The sequence below is a fragment of the Bradyrhizobium sp. CCGUVB14 genome, from assembly GCF_024199935.1.
In the GTDB taxonomy this organism is placed as follows: Bacteria; Pseudomonadota; Alphaproteobacteria; order Rhizobiales; family Xanthobacteraceae; genus Bradyrhizobium.
This window is the reverse complement of the sequence record NZ_JANADS010000001.1, coordinates 870914-887159: the sequence shown is the minus strand read 5'-3', so window position 1 is coordinate 887159 and position 16246 is coordinate 870914. Positions and strand designations below refer to the sequence as shown.

Here is a 16246-nt window from a genome sequence, read left to right as displayed (position 1 = left end):
CACCGAGAAGCCGCGGCGTACTGGATTCCCCGCTTTCGCGGGGAATGACAGCGCAGCATACGGCAAGCGCAGACGCGCGCCTCAAATCTTCTGATTGTACTCGCCGACTTCCGGATGATTACGCAGCACGCTGTTCACCATCTCGAACATGTCGTGCATGCGCTGCTCGGAGACCGGGCTCTCGACCACGACCACGAGCTCCGGCTTGTTCGAAGACGCGCGCACCAGGCCCCAGCTGCCGTCCTCCACCGTGACGCGCACGCCGTTGACGGTGACGAGGTCGCGGATCGACTGCCCCCCGATCTTGGCGCCCTTGGCCTGCAGGCCTTCGAAGTGCTTCACCACCTGGTCGATGACGCCGTACTTGGTCTCGTCGGCGCAATGCGGCGACATGGTCGGCGACGACCAGGTCTTCGGCAGCGCGTCCTTCAGATCGGCCATCGACTTGCCGGGGGCGCGGTCGAGCATGTCGCAGATCGCGATCGCCGAGACGAGGCCGTCGTCATAGCCGCGTCCATACGGCTTGTTGAAGAAGAAGTGGCCGGACTTCTCGAAGCCCGCGAGCGCGCCGGTCTCGTTGGTGCGGCGCTTCATGTAGGAATGGCCGGTTTTCCAATAGGCGGTCCTGGCGCCCTGCTTCTGCAGAACGGGATCGGTGATGAACAGGCCGGTCGACTTCACGTCGACGATGAACAGCGCATCCTTGTGGATCGCCGACATGTCGCGCGCCAGCATCACGCCGACCTTGTCGGCGAAGATCTCCTCGCCGGTGTTGTCGACGACGCCACAGCGGTCGCCGTCGCCGTCGAAGCCGAGGCCGACATCGGCCTTGTGATGCAGCACCGCGTCGCGGATCGCGTGCAGCATCTCCATGTCTTCCGGATTCGGATTGTATTTCGGGAAGGTGTGATCGAGCTCGGTGTCGAGCGGGATCACCTCGCAACCGATCGCTTCCAGCACCTGCGGCGCGAATGCGCCGGCCGTGCCGTTGCCACAGGCCGCGACGACCTTGAGCTTGCGCTTGAGCTTCGGACGATTGGTGAGGTCGGCGATGTAGCGCGCGGGGTAATTCTCGTGGAACTGGTAGGCGCCGCCGGCCCTGTTCTTGAATTCGGCGTTGAGCACGATCTCCTTCAGCCGCGTCATCTCGTCGGGGCCGAAGGTCAGCGGGCGGTTGGCGCCCATCTTCACGCCGGTCCAGCCATTGTCGTTGTGCGAGGCCGTGACCATGGCGACGCAGGGCACGTCGAGATCGAACTGCGCGAAATAGGCCATCGGCGTCACCGCAAGGCCGATGTCGTGCACCTTGCAGCCCGCCGCCATCAGGCCGGAGATCAGCGCATATTTGATCGAGGCCGAATAGCCGCGGAAATCATGGCCGGTCACGATCTCCTGTTTGACGCCGAGCTCCGCGATCAGTGCGCCCAGCCCCATGCCGAGCGCCTGCACGCCCATGAGGTTGATTTCCTTCTGGAACAACCAGCGCGCGTCGTATTCGCGAAAACCGGTGGGCTTCACCATCGGCTCGGATTCGAAGGCGTAAGTGTTGGGCAACAAGACGGATTTCGGCTTGGGAAACATTGAGACAATCTCGTGAAAAGGGCAGGATTTGGTGCAGCCTTAGCGAATGCCGGGCCGCAGCGGAAGGCGGGAATGAAGGCTTATGGCCGATAATTGCGGCAGTTTGGTAACGGAAAAGCGCGGCCGGGCGCGAGACCTTCCGCTTGGGGCCGTCCCAGGAAATTCGTGCGAATGACGGTTCGTCAGCGCGACAGGGCGCTCTTACTGCTGCAGCACCATCTGCCCGTTGGCGTATTCGAAACGCTTCAGGCGGGACAGGAAGGAGAGGCCGAGCAGGTTCTCGGACAACGCTTCATCCGGCAGCACCATGGCATCGACGTCGCGCACGATGAGGCCGCCGACATCCAGCATGGCGATGCGGGTGCGCGCGGCCTTGATGGTGCCGTTGGCGGTGGTGACGGTGGCGTTGTAGTCGCTGCGCGAGGGACGCAGGCCGAAGCGGGCGGCCGAGGTTTCGTTCAGCGCCACCACGGAGGCGCCGGTGTCGACCATGAAGCCGATGCGCTGGCCGTCGATGCGGCCTTCGGTCTGGAAGTGGCCACGGCCATCGCGGGGAATGTTGAGGCTGCGGCCGCCGACCGGCGCCACGGTGGCAACCGCGACCGTCGTCTGCGGCGCCGACGTGGCGGAGGCGGAGCTCATCTTGTCCGCCATCTGCGCCATGAAAGTGCCGAGGCCGATCATGACGGCCGCGATGATCATAATATTACGCATCACACCACTTCCGAGCCGGAACGCTCGATTTCACCACGCGGCACGCCCGTTCGCGAGCGACGCCGCGGCCGAGCCGGTGCTATTTTGACGAAAAGGATGAGCGTACGGTTAATGCGACCCGTCCTCATCCTGAGGAGCCCGCTGAAAGCGGGCGTCTCGAAGGATGGCCACGGGCGAGAGCTGGGCCTGCATGGTTCGAGACGCGCGTTCCGCGCTCCTCACCATGAGGGTCGACACTTTCACGTCCCGCGCGGCTTGACCCGCCGGGTGGGCAGCGCGCTTGCCGGATCTTCGGGCCAGGGATGGCGGGGATAGCGGCCGCGCATGTCGGAGCGGACCGCAGCGTAACTGCCGCGCCAGAAACCGGGGAGATCGCGCGTCACCTGCACCGGGCGTTGCGCCGGCGACAGCAATTCCAGCACCAGCGGCACCTTGCCGGCAGCGATCGACGGATGGGTGTTGAGGCCGAACAATTCCTGGAGGCGCACCGCGATGGTCGGCCCCTGCTCGGCCTCGTAGTCGATCGCGAGCACGCTTCCCGTGGGCGCCTCGAAATGCGTCGGCGCCTCGCGGTCGAGCCGCGGGCGCATCTCCCACGGCAACAGCGCCATCAGCGCATCGGAGAGATCGCCGGCGGAAATATCCTTCAGCGCGATCTTGTCGTAGAGCGCCGGCACCAGCCAATCGTCGCGCCGCGCGACCAACCCGTCGTTGGAGAGATCGGGCCAGCTGTCGCCTTCCGCCTTGCGCAGGAACATCACGCGGTCGCGCCATTGCTTTGCGGCCTTCGACCAGGGCAACCGATCGAGGCCGGCGGCGATCAGCCCGTCGGCGAAGATGCGCGCAGTGTCTTCCGAGGGCGACACGGCAAGCGTGGCCTCGGACAGCGTGATCGCATGCAGCACGCGCTTGCGCCGCGCGCGTAGCGCCATCGCGCCGCGGTCGAAGGAGATCTCGTCGGCCGTGTCGATATGCTCGGCAAAATGCCGCTCGATGTCGTCCTCGGCGATCTGGGCCGCGAGCAGGATGCGGCCGCTCGCAGCCGTCCCCGTCATCTCGCCGATCGCGATATAGGGCGCGCGGGCGAGCGAGGACGTCTGCTCCACCGCGGCGCCACGGCCGTTGGCAAGCACAAAGCTGCCATTGCCGCGGTTGCGCGCGACCCGATCCGGAAACGCATAGGCGAGCATCAGGCCGGTCGAGAGGTCCTCCTGCTGTCCCGGCTTCTCGGACGCCGCCACTTGCGAGGCCCAGCGCCGCGCCAGATCGCGCGCGCTTGCCGCCCGCGGCGACCGGTCGCGGCGAAACTGGTCGCGCCGGTGCTCGAGATCGGCGCTGTCGCCGCCGAGTCCGCGTTCGGTGAGAATGGCCGCGATCTCGGCAGCTTCTTCGCCGCTGCCTGCGCGATGCGAATCCACGATCATGCGCGCCAGCCGCGGCGGCAGCGCCAGCGCGCGCAGGCTCTTGCCCTCCGCCGTGATACGGCCATCGCCATCGAGCGCGTTGAGCTCTTCGAGCAGGCTCTTGGCTTCCTTCCACGCAGGCTGCGGCGGCGGATCGAGAAACGACAACGCGGCAGGGTCCGCGACGCCCCATTGCGCGAGGTCGAGCACCAGCGAGGAGAGGTCGGCGCTCAGGATTTCCGGCTGGGTATAGGGCGCAAGCGACGCCGTCTGCGGCTCGTCCCAGAGCCGGTAGCACACGCCGGGCTCGGTACGGCCGGCGCGGCCGCGGCGCTGGTCGACTGCGGCGCGCGCGGCGCGCACGGTCTCGAGCCGGGTCAGGCCGATGTCGGGCTCGTAGCGCGGCACGCGGGCGAGACCGGAATCGACGACGATGCGCACGCCTTCGATCGTGAGCGACGTCTCCGCGATCGAGGTCGCGAGCACCACCTTGCGCGTCCCCTTCGGCGCCGGCGCGATGGCGCGGTCCTGCACGGCGGCATCGAGCGCGCCGAACAGCGGCACGATCTCGATACTGGCATCCTGCAGGCGATCACCGAGGAAATTCTGGGTGCGGCGGATCTCGGCGGCACCTGGCAGGAAAGCGAGCACCGAACCGCTGTCGGCACGCAGGGCCGATGCGATCGCATCCGCCATCTGCCGCTCGATCGGCGCATCCGCCTTGCGGCCGAGATAGCGCGTCTCGACAGGAAACGCGCGGCCCTCGCTCTCGACGACGGGCGCCTCGCCAAGCAGTTTTGACACGCGCGCACCATCGAGCGTGGCCGACATCACGAGGATGCGGAGGTCTTCGCGCAAGCCCTGTTGCGCGTCGCGCGCCAGCGCGAGGCCCATGTCGGCATCGAGCGAGCGTTCGTGGAATTCGTCGAACAGGATGGCGGCAACGCCCGAGAGCTCGGGATCGTCGAGGATCTGGCGCGTGAAAATGCCTTCGGTCACGACCTCGATGCGCGTGGCCCGCGAGATCTTCGAGCCGAAGCGGACGCGATAGCCCACGGTTTCGCCGGCGCGCTCGCCAAGCGACTTGGCCATGCGATCGGCGCTGGCGCGTGCCGCAATGCGCCGCGGCTCCAGCACGATGATCTTCTTGCCCTTGGCCCAGGGCGCATCGAGCAGCGCCAGTGGTACCCGCGTGGTCTTGCCGGCGCCGGGCGGGGCAACCAGCACAGCCGCATTGTGCGCCTCCAGCGTGCGCGAGAGGTCGTCGAGCACGGCATCGATGGGGAGGGGCGTGTCGAAGGTGCGGGGCAAAAGTCTCGGTCCGTCATCGTCCGCCGTGTGCGCAATTATGCGCCGGGGCAGACGATCCAGTCATGTCGGATCCCGGCCATTCCGAAGATCCCAGCGTACTGGATACCCCGCCTTCGCGGGGTATGACAATCATATGTGGCTATCAGCCCTGAACCGACGGCCGGCCGACGCTCTCATAGGTGAAGCCGGCGGCAGCCATGTCTTCGGGGCTGAAGATGTTGCGGAGGTCGACGACGACGGGCTGCGCCATGACGCTCTTCAGCCGGTCGAGATCGAGACCACGGAATTGCACCCATTCGGTGACGACGACCAGCGCATCGGCGCCTTGGGCGCAGGAATACGCGTCCTCGGAATAGCTGATGTTGGGCAACTCGCCCTTGGCCTGCTCCATGCCGACCGGGTCGAACGCCTTCACCTTTGCGCCCATGTCGAGGAGGCCGGTGACCAGCGGAATCGACGGCGCATCGCGCATGTCGTCGGTGTCGGGCTTGAAGGTGAGGCCGAGCACGGCGATGGTCTTGCCGCGCAAGGAGCCGCCGAGCGCCTGGCTGACTTTCCGTGCCATCGCGCGCTTGCGGTTCTCGTTGACCGCCAGCACGGATTCGACGATGCGCAAGGACACGTCGTAATCCTGCGCGATCTTGATCAGCGCCTTGGTGTCCTTCGGAAAGCAGGAGCCGCCGAAGCCCGGACCGGCATGCAGGAATTTTGTGCCGATGCGGTTATCGAGGCCAATGCCGCGCGCAACTTCCTGAACGTTGGCGCCGACCTTTTCCGAGAGGTCCGCGATCTCGTTGATGAAGGTGATCTTGGTCGCGAGGAACGCGTTCGCGGCGTATTTGATCATCTCGGCGGTGCGGCGCGCGGTGAACATCAGCGGCGCCTGGTTCAGCGACAGCGGACGGTAGATGTCACCCATCACCTTGCGGCCGCGCTCGTCGGACGTGCCGACCACGACGCGATCGGGGAACTTGAAGTCGCGGATCGCAGCGCCCTCGCGCAGGAACTCCGGATTGGAGGCGACGACGACGTCAGCCTTGGGATTGGCCTCGCGGATGATGCGCTCGACCTCGTCACCGGTGCCGACCGGAACGGTCGACTTCGTCACCACGACGGTGAAGCCGGACAGCGACTGCGCGATCTCCTTGGCGGCAGCATAGACGTAGGAGAGATCGGCGTGGCCATCGCCGCGACGCGACGGTGTGCCGACCGCGATGAACACAGCATCGGCATCCGCGACCGGCTTCGACAGGTCGGTGGTGAAGCTCAGGCGCTTGGCCTTGACGTTGTTCGCGACCAGCTCGTCGAGCCCTGGTTCGTAGATCGGGATCTCGCCGCGGTGAAGGCTAGCGATCTTCTTCTCGTCCTTGTCGACACAAATGACGTCGTGACCGAAATCAGCAAAGCAGGCTCCGGACACCAGTCCCACGTAACCCGTGCCGATCATCGTGATGCGCATAGAAGACCCTGTCTGTCTTGGTTAACGAAACCCCAATCCGGGGGCGGTTTAGCATTTTCCCGTCGGGAAGGAAGAGCCTGTGCTCAGAAACCGGCACGCGATTTGTACCGGTAAAGAAGTCGGAAACCACAAGGCCCCACACTGCCCCACGCCCACACAGGATCGGGCGGAACACGCCTCGAAACGGGACACCATGGCATCAACAGGCACAATCGCCGCGAGCGGGGGCACCAGGGGCCCAGCCGCTGCGCGTGTTGATTGGGTCGACTATGCCAAGGGCATCTGCATCGTCATGGTCGTGATGATGCATTCGGTGCTTGGTGTTGAACTCGCCGCCGGCGAGACCGGTTTCATGCATGTCCTGGTGGCCTTCGCAAAGCCGTTCCGGATGCCGGACTTCTTCCTGATTTCGGGCCTGTTCCTGCCGCTGGTGATCGATCGGGACTGGCGAACCTATCTCGATCGCAAGGTTGTGCATTTCGCTTATTTTTATGTCGTCTGGGTGACAATCCAGTTCGCCTTCAAGGCACCCGCTTTCGCGGCCGAATCCAGCTGGCGCGACGCTGGCCTGCTCTATCTCGAATCCTTCATCGAGCCGTTCGGCACGCTCTGGTTCATCTACCTGCTGCCGATCTTCTTCGTCGTCACAAAACTGACACGGCGAATCCCCGCACCCGCGATCTGGCTCGTGGCGGCCGCGCTGGAGACGGCGCGCATCACGACCGGCTGGACCGCGATCGACGAGTTCTGCGCGCGCTTCGTCTATTTCTATTCGGGCTATCTGTTCGCACCCTACGTGTTCGCATTGTCGGAGCGCGCGCGTAGCCATCCCGCACTCGCGCTTGCAGCGCTCGCGAGTTGGGCGCTGGTCAATGCCGGCCTCGTCGCGTACGGCGCCAGCGAATGGAAGATCGTGTCGCTCGTGCTCGGCTTCGCCGGCGCATGTGCCATCATCACGTCGGGCACGCTGCTCGCCCGCATGCATTGGCAGAATTTCTTCCGCTTCTGTGGCGAGCATTCGATCGTGATCTATCTCGCCTTCTTCCTGCCGATGGCGGCGACGCGCACGCTGCTGCTGCGCACCGGCATCATCCCGGACATCGGCACGGTGTCGCTGATCGTCACCATCGTCGGCGTGCTCGGATCGCTCGCGATCTGGCGGCTGGCTCTGCGGTTCAATGCGCACTTCCTGTTCGAGCGGCCGGATGCATTCTGGATCGCGCCGAAGAAGGCCGGGCCGGTGTTGCAGGCGGCGGAGTAGCTTGTCGTCCCGGCGAAAGCCGGGACCCATACCGCGTGATCTATCGATAGATTGCGGCCTCCGTACCACGCCCCAATTAACTGCCGATCTTCGCCAAATTTCTCCCTGTGGCTATGGGCCCCGGCCCCCCGTGCGCAATTGCGCACTAGGCCGGGACGACAATTGAGTGTGGGCTGCGCCCAAAAATCCCCCTCCCAAGGCTGTCTTTTGCCGCAAAAATTCATACATTGCGGCCATGCCAAAAACCTCCCCGAAGACCTCCGCCAAAGCCGACACCAAATCCGCTGCTGCGACAGCTGCTGCCAAACCGGTCGCGGCGAAGGCGGCCGGCAAGGGCGACCACATTTTCCTGGTCGACGGTTCCGGCTACATCTTCCGCGCCTATCACGCGCTGCCGCCGCTCAACCGCAAGTCCGACGGGCTGCAAGTCAATGCCGTGCTGGGTTTCTGCAACATGCTGTGGAAGCTGTTGCGCGACATGCCCGCCGACAACCGGCCGACACATCTCGCCATCGTGTTCGACAAGTCGGAAGTCACGTTCCGCAACAAGATCTACCCCGACTACAAGGCGCACCGGCCGCCGGCGCCTGATGATCTGATCCCGCAGTTCGCTCTGATCCGCGAGGCCGTGCGCGCCTTCGACCTGCCCTGCCTGGAGCAAGGCGGTTTCGAGGCCGACGATCTCATCGCGACCTATGCGCGGCAGGCCAGCGACCGCGGCGCCCACACGACCATCGTGTCCTCCGACAAGGATCTGATGCAGCTCGTGAACGACAAGATCACGATGTACGACACCATGAAGGATCGCCGCATCGGGATTCCCGAGGTGATCGAGAAGTTCGGCGTGCCGCCGGAGAAGGTGGTCGAAGTCCAGGCGCTGGCCGGCGATTCCACCGACAATGTGCCGGGAGTGCCCGGGATCGGCATCAAGACCGCGGCGCAGCTGATCGTCGAATATGGCGACCTCGAACAGCTCCTGTTCCGCGCCACCGAGATCAAGCAGCCGAAGCGGCGCGAAGCGCTGATCGAGAATGCCGAGAAGGCGCGCGTCTCGCGCCAGCTCGTGCTGCTCGACGACAAGGTTGATCTCGAGGTGCCGCTCGATGACCTCGCCGTCCACGAACCGGATGCGCGCAAGCTGATCGCCTTCCTGAAGGCGATGGAATTCACCACGCTCACGCGCCGCGTTGCCGACCATTCGCAGATCGACCCCGCCAATGTCGATGCCGATGCGTCGAACAGCAGCGGGGCGAGAGGCGGCGACAGCACGAAGGCAAAATCGTCCGAGACGTCAGGCGATCTCTTCGCGGCTCCTGCGGTGCCCGCCAAGGGTGGTGACAAGGGCGACAAATCGGCGAGCCTCAAGGGCGCGCCGATCTCGCTCGCCGCTGCGCGCGAAGAGGCGCTGCGCAAGCTTCCGGTCGATCGCACCAAGTACCAGGCGATCAAGTCGCTGAACGAGCTCAACGCCTTTATCGCGCGCATCCATGATGCCGGTCATGTCGCGATCGAGATCAAGGCGAACTCGATCGATCCGATGCAGGCCGATCTCTGCGGCATCGCGCTGGCGCTGGCGCCGAACGAGGCCTGCTATGTGCCGCTGGCGCACAAGCAGTCCGGCGGCGACGGTGGCCTGTTCGACGCGGGCCTTGCGCCGGATCAGGTCAAGCATGCAGATGCGATCGAAGCGCTGCGCCCGGTGCTGGAATCGGCGGGTATTCTCAAGATCGGCTTCGACGTCAAATTCGCGGCCGTGATGCTGGCGCAGCACGGCATCACCTTGCGCAACGCCGACGATGCGAAACTGATCTCCTACGTGCTGGACGCCGGTCGCGGCTCGCATGAGCTGGACTCGTTGTCCGAGCGCTGGTTCGGTCACGCCATGCTGAAGGAGAGCGAGCTGCTCGGCAGCGGCAAGGGCAAGATCACCTTCGACCAAGTGCCCATCGACAAGGCCGCGCCGCTGTCGGCAGAAGGCGCCGATATCGCCCTGCGTGTCTGGCGCGTGCTGAAGCCGCGCCTCACAGCCGAGCACATGGCCACCGTCTACGAGACGCTGGAGCGGCCGCTGGTCTCCGTGCTTGCGCGGATGGAGCGGCGCGGCATTTCGATCGACCGCCAGGTGCTGTCGCGTCTGTCCGGGGACTTCGCCCAGACCGCGGCGCGCGTCGAGGCCGAGATCCAGGAGATCGCGGGCGAGCCCGTCAATGTCGGCAGCCCCAAGCAGATCGGCGACATCCTGTTCGGCAAGATGGGACTATCAGGCGGCACCAAGACCAAGACCGGCGCGTGGTCGACCACCGCGCAGGTGCTGGACGAGCTCGCCGAGCAGGGCCACGATTTTCCGCGGAAGATTTTGGAGTGGCGCCAGGTCTCGAAACTGAAATCGACTTACACCGACGCGCTGCCGACCTACGTCAATCCGCAGACCCATCGCGTCCACACGACCTACGCGCTGGCCGCGACCACGACGGGCCGGCTGTCCTCGAACGAGCCGAACCTGCAGAACATCCCGGTGCGCACCGAGGACGGCCGGAAAATCCGCCGCGCCTTCATCGCGACGCCGAGGCACAAGCTCGTCTCTGCGGACTATTCGCAGATCGAGCTGCGGCTGCTGGCGGAGATCGCCGACATTCCCGTGCTGAAGCAGGCGTTCCGCGATGGGCTCGACATTCACGCGATGACCGCGTCCGAAATGTTCGGCGTGCCGATCAAGGGCATGCCGAGCGAGATCCGCCGTCGCGCCAAGGCGATCAATTTCGGCATCATCTACGGCATCTCGGCGTTCGGCCTCGCCAACCAGCTCGGCATCGCCCGCGAGGAAGCCTCAGCCTACATCAAGAAGTACTTCGAGCGCTTCCCCGGCATCCGCGCCTATATGGACGAGACACGGGATTTCTGCCGGCAACACGGCTACGTCACCACGCTGTTCGGCCGCAAATGCCACTATCCCGACATCAAGGCCTCCAACGCCTCGGTGCGCGCCTTCAACGAGCGCGCCGCGATCAACGCGCGTCTCCAAGGCACCGCCGCCGACATCATCCGCCGCGCCATGACGCGCGTGGAGGACGCGCTGGCCGAGAAGAAGCTCTCGGCGCAGATGCTGCTCCAGGTGCATGACGAATTGATCTTCGAGGTGCCCGACGCGGAAGTCGAGAAGACGCTGCCCGTCGTGCAGCACGTCATGCAGGACGCGCCATTCCCGGCCGTGCTGCTTTCGGTGCCGCTGCATGTCGACGCGCGCGCGGCGAACAATTGGGACGAGGCGCACTGACGGCCGTCGCGATGAAGATCGCCGCCATCTCTGGTAGCCTGCGTGCAGGTTCGAGCAATACCGCAGTCCTGCGCGCGGCCGCGCGGCTCGCTCCTGCTGGTGTCGAGGTGATGCTGTTCGAGGGGATTGCGGACCTGCCCTTCTTCAATCCGGATCTCGATGGCGATGATGTGCCTGCGCCGGTCGGCGCAATGCGCGCGCTGATCGGGAGCGTCGATGGCCTCCTGATCTCGAGCCCCGAATATGCCCGCGGCGTCGCGGGCGTGCTGAAGAACGCGCTCGACTGGCTGGTCGGCAGTCACGAATTTCCCGACAAGCCGGTTGCCTTGATCAACACGTCGCCACGGGCGACCCACGCGCTCGCCGCCCTGACGCTGACGCTGGAGACGATGTCGGCCCGGCTCGCCACGGAGGCCTGCGTGACGCTGCAGCTGCTCGGCGGTGCCTGGGACGAGCACAGCATCGTCGCCGATCCCACACTTGCCGAGCCATTGCGTCTGGCAATGGAGAGCTTTGCTTCGTTCATCGCCACCGTGCAGGCAGAGGCGTAGCACCCGCGAACGCGAATTGTCCTCCGTGCAATTGCGCGATGGCCCCACGGCGTTGCGCGTATTAGAAGGCGTGCATCTCCCGCACCGGTTCATCATGCCCCACACTTCCGCCCTGCTCGGCTTCGCCCTCGTCTGCCTCGGTCTCGTGCTCACGCCCGGGCCGAACATGATCTATCTGATCTCGCGCTCGATCACGCAGGGGCCAGCGGCCGGCATCGTCTCGCTCGGCGGCGTCGCGCTGGGATTCGTGTTCTACATGCTGTGCGCGGCATTCGGCATCACCGCGCTGCTGCTCGCGATTCCCTTCGCTTATGATGCGCTGCGCTTCGCCGGCGCCGGCTACATGCTGTGGCTCGCCTGGCAGGCGGTGAAGCCGGGCGGGCGCTCGCCATTCCAGGTGAAGCAGCTTTCGATCGACAGCCCGCGCAAATTGTTTGCGATGGGGCTCGTCACCAATCTGCTCAATCCGAAGATCGCGATGCTGTATCTGGCGCTGCTGCCGCAGTTCATCGACCCCACGGCCGGCAGCGTGCTGACGCAGTCGGTGGTGCTGGGCGCGATCCAGATCGCGCTCAGTGTCAGCGTCAATGCGATCATCGCGCTCGGAGCCGGATCGATCGCGCTGTTCCTGGCGAGCCGGCCAAGCTGGATGCTGGTGCAGCGCTGGCTGATGGGCACCGTGCTGGCCGGGCTTGCGGTGCGGATGGCGGTGGAAGCGCGGAAGGTGTGAACGGCGCGACGCTGTCATGCCCCGGCTTGACCGGGGCAACCAGTACGCCGCAGCCTCTCGGATCAAAAACTTCCGTCTCTGGAATACTGGGTCGCCCGGTCCTAGTGCGCAATTGCGCACTGGCCGGGCCACGACAGCGTCCAATCAATCCAGCTTCGCCTCCATCCCCCGCTTCACGGCCGGGCGCGCCATCAGGGCGTCGTACCAGCGCTTGACGTTGGGGAAGTCGGTGAGTTCGACCTTGTGCCGAGGGTGGCGCCAGGCCCAGCCTAGAATGGCGAAATCGGCAACCGAAAGATCGCCGGCGACGAAGTCGCGGCCGTCGAGGCGGCGGTCCAGCACGCCGTAGAGCCTGCGCGTCTCCGCCATGTAGCGCTTCAACCCGTAGGCGCGGTCCTGCTCGTTCTCGAGCGCGATGAAATGGTGCACCTGGCCCGGCATCGGCCCGAAACCGCCCATCTGCCACATCAGCCATTCGTAGACGGGGATCCGGCCGGCCAGCGATGTCGGCAGGAATTTACCGGTCTTTTCGCCGAGATAGAGCAGGATCGCGCCGGACTCGAAGATGCTGACCGGCTTGCCGTCCGGCCCCTCGGGGTCGAGGATCGCGGGAATCTTGTTGTTCGGGGAGAGTTTCAGGAACCCTGGCGCCATCTGCTCGCCCTTGGAGATGTTCACCGGGACCACCTTGTACGGCAGCCCCATTTCCTCCAGTGCGACCGAGATCTTGCGGCCGTTCGGCGTGTTCCAGGTGTGCAGCTCGATGGTCATTTTTGCCTGTTTCCTTGCCCAGTTTCCTGCCCGGGATATCGGGCATCCACCTACCCCAGAAAGTTGCAGCCCCACAACCGGCGCGCCGGGATGGCCGATCCCTGTTGACGGGGGACGCCCCCTCTGGAATGTCACCGCCGTCGCGGATAAATTCCGCCACCTCCAAGAACGCCCCCGAGGGACCGCCGTGTCGAAATCCGCCTCCCGCGCCCGCCTGTTCGAAATCATCCGCCGCCGCTCCTTCGGCCGGGGCGAGGTGACGCTCGCGTCGGGCCGCAAGAGCGATTTCTATTTCAACCTCAAGCCGACCATGATGGACCCGGAGGGCGCGACGCTGCTCGCCGAGCTCACTTTCGAGACGCTGAAGGACGACAATCTCGATTTCATCGGCGGGCTGGAGATGGGCGCGGTGCCGCTGGCCGGCGCGCTGGCGCAGATCTCCTGGATCAAGGGCCATCCGATCGCGGCCTTCTTTGTGCGCAAGAAGCCGAAGGAGCATGGCGCCAGGCTCGCGATCGAAGGCTTGCCGAAGGGCGAGACGCTGGCCGGCAAGCGCGTCGTGATCGTCGAGGACGTCACCACGACTGGCGGCTCGGCGATGAAGGCCGTGGAATCCGTGCGCGAGACCGGTGCCGAAGTGGTGCTGGTGCTGACCATGGTCGACCGCGAGGAAGGCGCCACCGACACCTTTGGTGCGGCCGGCCTGCCGTTCCGCTCGCTGTACAAGGCGTCGGAATTTTTGAAGGCGTAACGGCGCGAGGCGCCCCCTCAACCGCTCATTTACCATCCCGCTTTATGGTGAATCATGTGCTGAGACCTGATGGTCCCGGCCGGTTTGGTAGCGTTGGGTGGAGTAAGCGTTGCGTACAGAGTTGTCCCATGCGCGCCGGCGGCGTCGCGCGATGCTAGTGGCCGCTACCCTCGTTGCAGCACCGCTGCTTGCAACTCCTGCCCCGGTTTCGGCCGAAGGCCTGTTCGATTTCTTCTTCGGCGGAGCCCAGCAACGCCCGCAGCGCGACGTGCCGCAGCAGGCGAACTCCTTCGTCGATCCCTTCGCCAGTCAGCAGAACTCGGCCAGCCAGCCACAATATGTGCCGCCAACCCGCTCGGCGGCCGCCGGCGGCTCGGGCCCGGCCTTCTGCGTGCGCAGCTGCGACGGCAAATATTTTCCGCTGATGCGCGGCCTCGCCTCGCCGGCGCAGATGTGTCAGGCCTTCTGCCCTGCCAGCACCACAAAAGTCTTCTTCGGCTCCTCGATCGACGGTGCCTATAGCCAGACCGGCGAGCGTTACGCCGACAGCGAGAACGCGTTCGCCTACCGCAAGGCGCTGCGCGCGGACTGCACCTGCAACGGCCGCGAGCCGGTCGGGCTCGCGCCGGTCGACCTCACGCTCGATTCGTCACTGAAGGCCGGCGACGTCATCGCCACCAGCGACGGCCTGGTCGCCTATACCGGCGTCCGGCTCGGCATGGAGCAGACCGCCGAATTCACCCCCGTCGCCTCCTATCCCGGCCTCACCGCGCAGGTCCGTGCGCGGCTCGGCGAGATGAAGGTGGCCCCGGTGCGTGCAGAGACGGTGGCGGCAGATGCGCCGGCAGCCGAGATCGTGCGCGAGGCGCTGCCGGATGTCACGGTGCCGAAGACACAGCCGAAATCGGCGAAGCGTGCGGGGTTGGATTAAGACCAACTTTCAACCAAGCCGTCATTGCGAGCGCAGCGAAGCAATCCAGAGTCCGTCCGCGGAGACAGTCGGGATTGCTTCGCTGCGCTCGCATTGACGAGGAGAGACCACTACCGCCCGATGATCACTCCGATCACATTCGGCGCCGCCAGATATTTCTCCTCGATCGCCGCGCGCGCGGCAGCGCGATTTTCGGCCGTCAGCAGGCCGCGCTTCTCGGCCAGGATCATCCAGCAAAAGCCCCACCAGTCGGTCAGCATGCCCGTCTCGCTGACGAGGTCGTAGCCCTGCTCGGCCGCGAAGATGCGCGCATTCGCTTCGTCGAGTGTATCGAGGAAATGATGATCCTCGGGCGCGAACAGATCATCGCTGATGTCGTCGATGGTGTAGCCCCAGATCGACTGGCACACCGCGTTGAATTCGCGATCGAACTGGTCGTCGTCGACGGCATAGCGCCGCGCCGCCTGATGCAGCCGCGACAGCGACCGCGCGAAATCGGCGATCCGGGTGAGGGCAAATTGATCGAAGGCAATGGTGGACATGTAGTCCTCGCGACGGCTGTCAGACCCTAGATATTGTGTCGGCAATGCGCCGAATCACAATGATATATCAAAGACTTGCTAAAGTGTTCTTAATTTGTTCTGATGCTCAACTGTTTATTAATTAGGCCGTCGTTTGAGATCGTCGTCCTGGCGAAAGCCAGGACCCATTACCCCGGTCGGCGTTGCTTTTGCGAGCCAGAGCCATGAGCGCGAGCAGCTACTTCGTTTACATCCTCGCGAGTCGTCATCACGGCACGCTGTACATTGGCGTCACCAATGATATCGGTGGCCGTCTTGAACTACATCGTGCCGGAAGAGGCTCGAAGTTCGTTTACAAGTACAAGATCTTCCGTCTCGTGCATGTCGAAGCGTTCGCCACTCCGCAAGAAGCGATCGCACTTGAGAAGCAGCTAAAATTCTGGAAGCGCGACTGGAAGATCAAGCTGATCGAGCAGGAAAATCCCGATTGGAATGATCGGTCGGGCTTAATTTAACAATCGGGGTAATGGGTCCTGGCTTTCGCCAGGACGACGATGTGGATGCAGTTTCGCCCTACTCAATTCGCCGCCGATATCAACCGATCCCCGCACGCACTCGCATAAAACTTGCCGCCGCATTGGCGCTTGATGGCGGCGCAGCGGGCGGCGGGAGTTGCGTTTTGCGGGACGGTAAAGCCGCAGCTCAGGCCGTCGGCGCTGCGCTGGCCGGCGGCGAAGGCGGCGCTCGAGGTGGCGATGCAGATGACAAGGAGCGCTGCGGCAGCGATTTCGATCAGCAGTCTCATGGGGCGTCTCCTCCACAGTGATGGCTGAATCTGTGGTCAATCTAGCACCAAATCGGCGTTCCTCCGTGCTCGTCCGGGTTCCCAAACCGGCCCGTTCCTTGCATAATTTTACGCCAGCGCAGTGCACGGCCGCGCCAGCGATGGTTTCGGTGCAGGGGCAAGACGCGTAGGGTTCAGTGGTGT

General features: G+C 64.7%; 14 protein-coding genes. 7 read left to right on the top strand and 7 right to left on the bottom strand.

Features of this window, described 5'->3' with window-relative positions; all coding sequences use genetic code 11:
* Positions 1-81 precede the first annotated feature (81 nt).
* From NLM32_RS04210 to NLM32_RS04195, 4 genes are all read right to left on the bottom strand, one after another.
* Positions 82-1581: a phosphomannomutase/phosphoglucomutase gene (locus tag NLM32_RS04210; protein ID WP_254128017.1), complete on the bottom strand. Its 1500-nt coding sequence runs from the start codon at positions 1579-1581 to the stop codon at positions 82-84.
* Positions 1582-1782: 201 nt separating this feature from the next.
* Positions 1783-2295, bottom strand: coding sequence for a TIGR02281 family clan AA aspartic protease (locus NLM32_RS04205; protein ID WP_254128016.1), 513 nt, complete (start codon positions 2293-2295; stop codon positions 1783-1785).
* A 239-nt stretch (positions 2296-2534) separates the two neighbouring features.
* Positions 2535-5009: an ATP-dependent helicase HrpB gene (hrpB, locus tag NLM32_RS04200; protein WP_254128015.1), complete on the bottom strand. Its 2475-nt coding sequence runs from the start codon at positions 5007-5009 to the stop codon at positions 2535-2537.
* 142 nt (positions 5010-5151) lie between these two features.
* The gene (locus NLM32_RS04195; RefSeq protein ID WP_254128014.1) at positions 5152-6468 is read right to left on the bottom strand and encodes a UDP-glucose/GDP-mannose dehydrogenase family protein; all 1317 of its coding nucleotides are present in this window, start codon (positions 6466-6468) and stop codon (positions 5152-5154) included.
* A 193-nt stretch (positions 6469-6661) separates the two neighbouring features.
* Between NLM32_RS04195 and NLM32_RS04190 the strand changes: the two genes are divergently transcribed.
* From NLM32_RS04190 to NLM32_RS04175, 4 genes are all read left to right on the top strand, one after another.
* The gene (locus NLM32_RS04190; RefSeq protein WP_254128013.1) at positions 6662-7729 is read left to right on the top strand and encodes an acyltransferase family protein; all 1068 of its coding nucleotides are present in this window, start codon (positions 6662-6664) and stop codon (positions 7727-7729) included.
* Between the two features lie 235 nt (positions 7730-7964).
* Entirely contained in the window at positions 7965-11003 is a 3039-nt protein-coding gene (gene polA / locus NLM32_RS04185) for a DNA polymerase I (RefSeq protein WP_254128012.1), read from the top strand.
* A gap of 11 nt (positions 11004-11014) precedes the next feature.
* Entirely contained in the window at positions 11015-11554 is a 540-nt protein-coding gene (locus NLM32_RS04180) for an NADPH-dependent FMN reductase (protein ID WP_254128011.1), read from the top strand.
* A 94-nt stretch (positions 11555-11648) separates the two neighbouring features.
* On the top strand, positions 11649-12284 hold the full coding sequence (locus NLM32_RS04175; protein WP_254128010.1) for a LysE family translocator: 636 nt from the start codon (positions 11649-11651) through the stop codon (positions 12282-12284).
* A gap of 144 nt (positions 12285-12428) precedes the next feature.
* Here the strand turns inward: NLM32_RS04175 and NLM32_RS04170 are convergent, their stop codons facing one another.
* A complete protein-coding gene (locus tag NLM32_RS04170; RefSeq protein ID WP_254128009.1) occupies positions 12429-13055 on the bottom strand; it encodes a glutathione S-transferase family protein in 627 nt (208 codons plus the stop codon).
* Between the two features lie 187 nt (positions 13056-13242).
* Here NLM32_RS04170 and pyrE point away from each other — a divergent pair, with 187 nt between their 5' ends.
* Together pyrE and NLM32_RS04160 are read left to right on the top strand one after the other, a co-directional pair.
* Positions 13243-13806 carry an orotate phosphoribosyltransferase gene (pyrE, locus tag NLM32_RS04165; protein ID WP_254128008.1) on the top strand — a complete coding sequence of 188 codons (564 nt, stop codon included), beginning with the start codon at positions 13243-13245 and terminating at the stop codon, positions 13804-13806.
* A 151-nt stretch (positions 13807-13957) separates the two neighbouring features.
* Positions 13958-14737 (top strand): DUF2865 domain-containing protein, encoded by a 780-nt coding sequence (locus tag NLM32_RS04160; RefSeq protein WP_254128007.1) that lies wholly within the window; start codon positions 13958-13960, stop codon positions 14735-14737.
* 110 nt (positions 14738-14847) lie between these two features.
* Here NLM32_RS04160 and NLM32_RS04155 read toward each other — a convergent pair whose 3' ends face one another.
* The gene (locus tag NLM32_RS04155) at positions 14848-15279 is read right to left on the bottom strand and encodes a hypothetical protein (protein WP_254128006.1); all 432 of its coding nucleotides are present in this window, start codon (positions 15277-15279) and stop codon (positions 14848-14850) included.
* A gap of 203 nt (positions 15280-15482) precedes the next feature.
* On the opposite strand from NLM32_RS04155, the gene NLM32_RS04150 reads away from it, so the two are divergent.
* Positions 15483-15773 carry a GIY-YIG nuclease family protein gene (locus tag NLM32_RS04150; protein WP_254128005.1) on the top strand — a complete coding sequence of 97 codons (291 nt, stop codon included), beginning with the start codon at positions 15483-15485 and terminating at the stop codon, positions 15771-15773.
* Between the two features lie 62 nt (positions 15774-15835).
* Here the strand turns inward: NLM32_RS04150 and NLM32_RS04145 are convergent, their stop codons facing one another.
* Entirely contained in the window at positions 15836-16063 is a 228-nt protein-coding gene (locus tag NLM32_RS04145; protein WP_254128004.1) for a hypothetical protein, read from the bottom strand.
* Between the last annotated feature and the right edge of the window lie 183 nt (positions 16064-16246).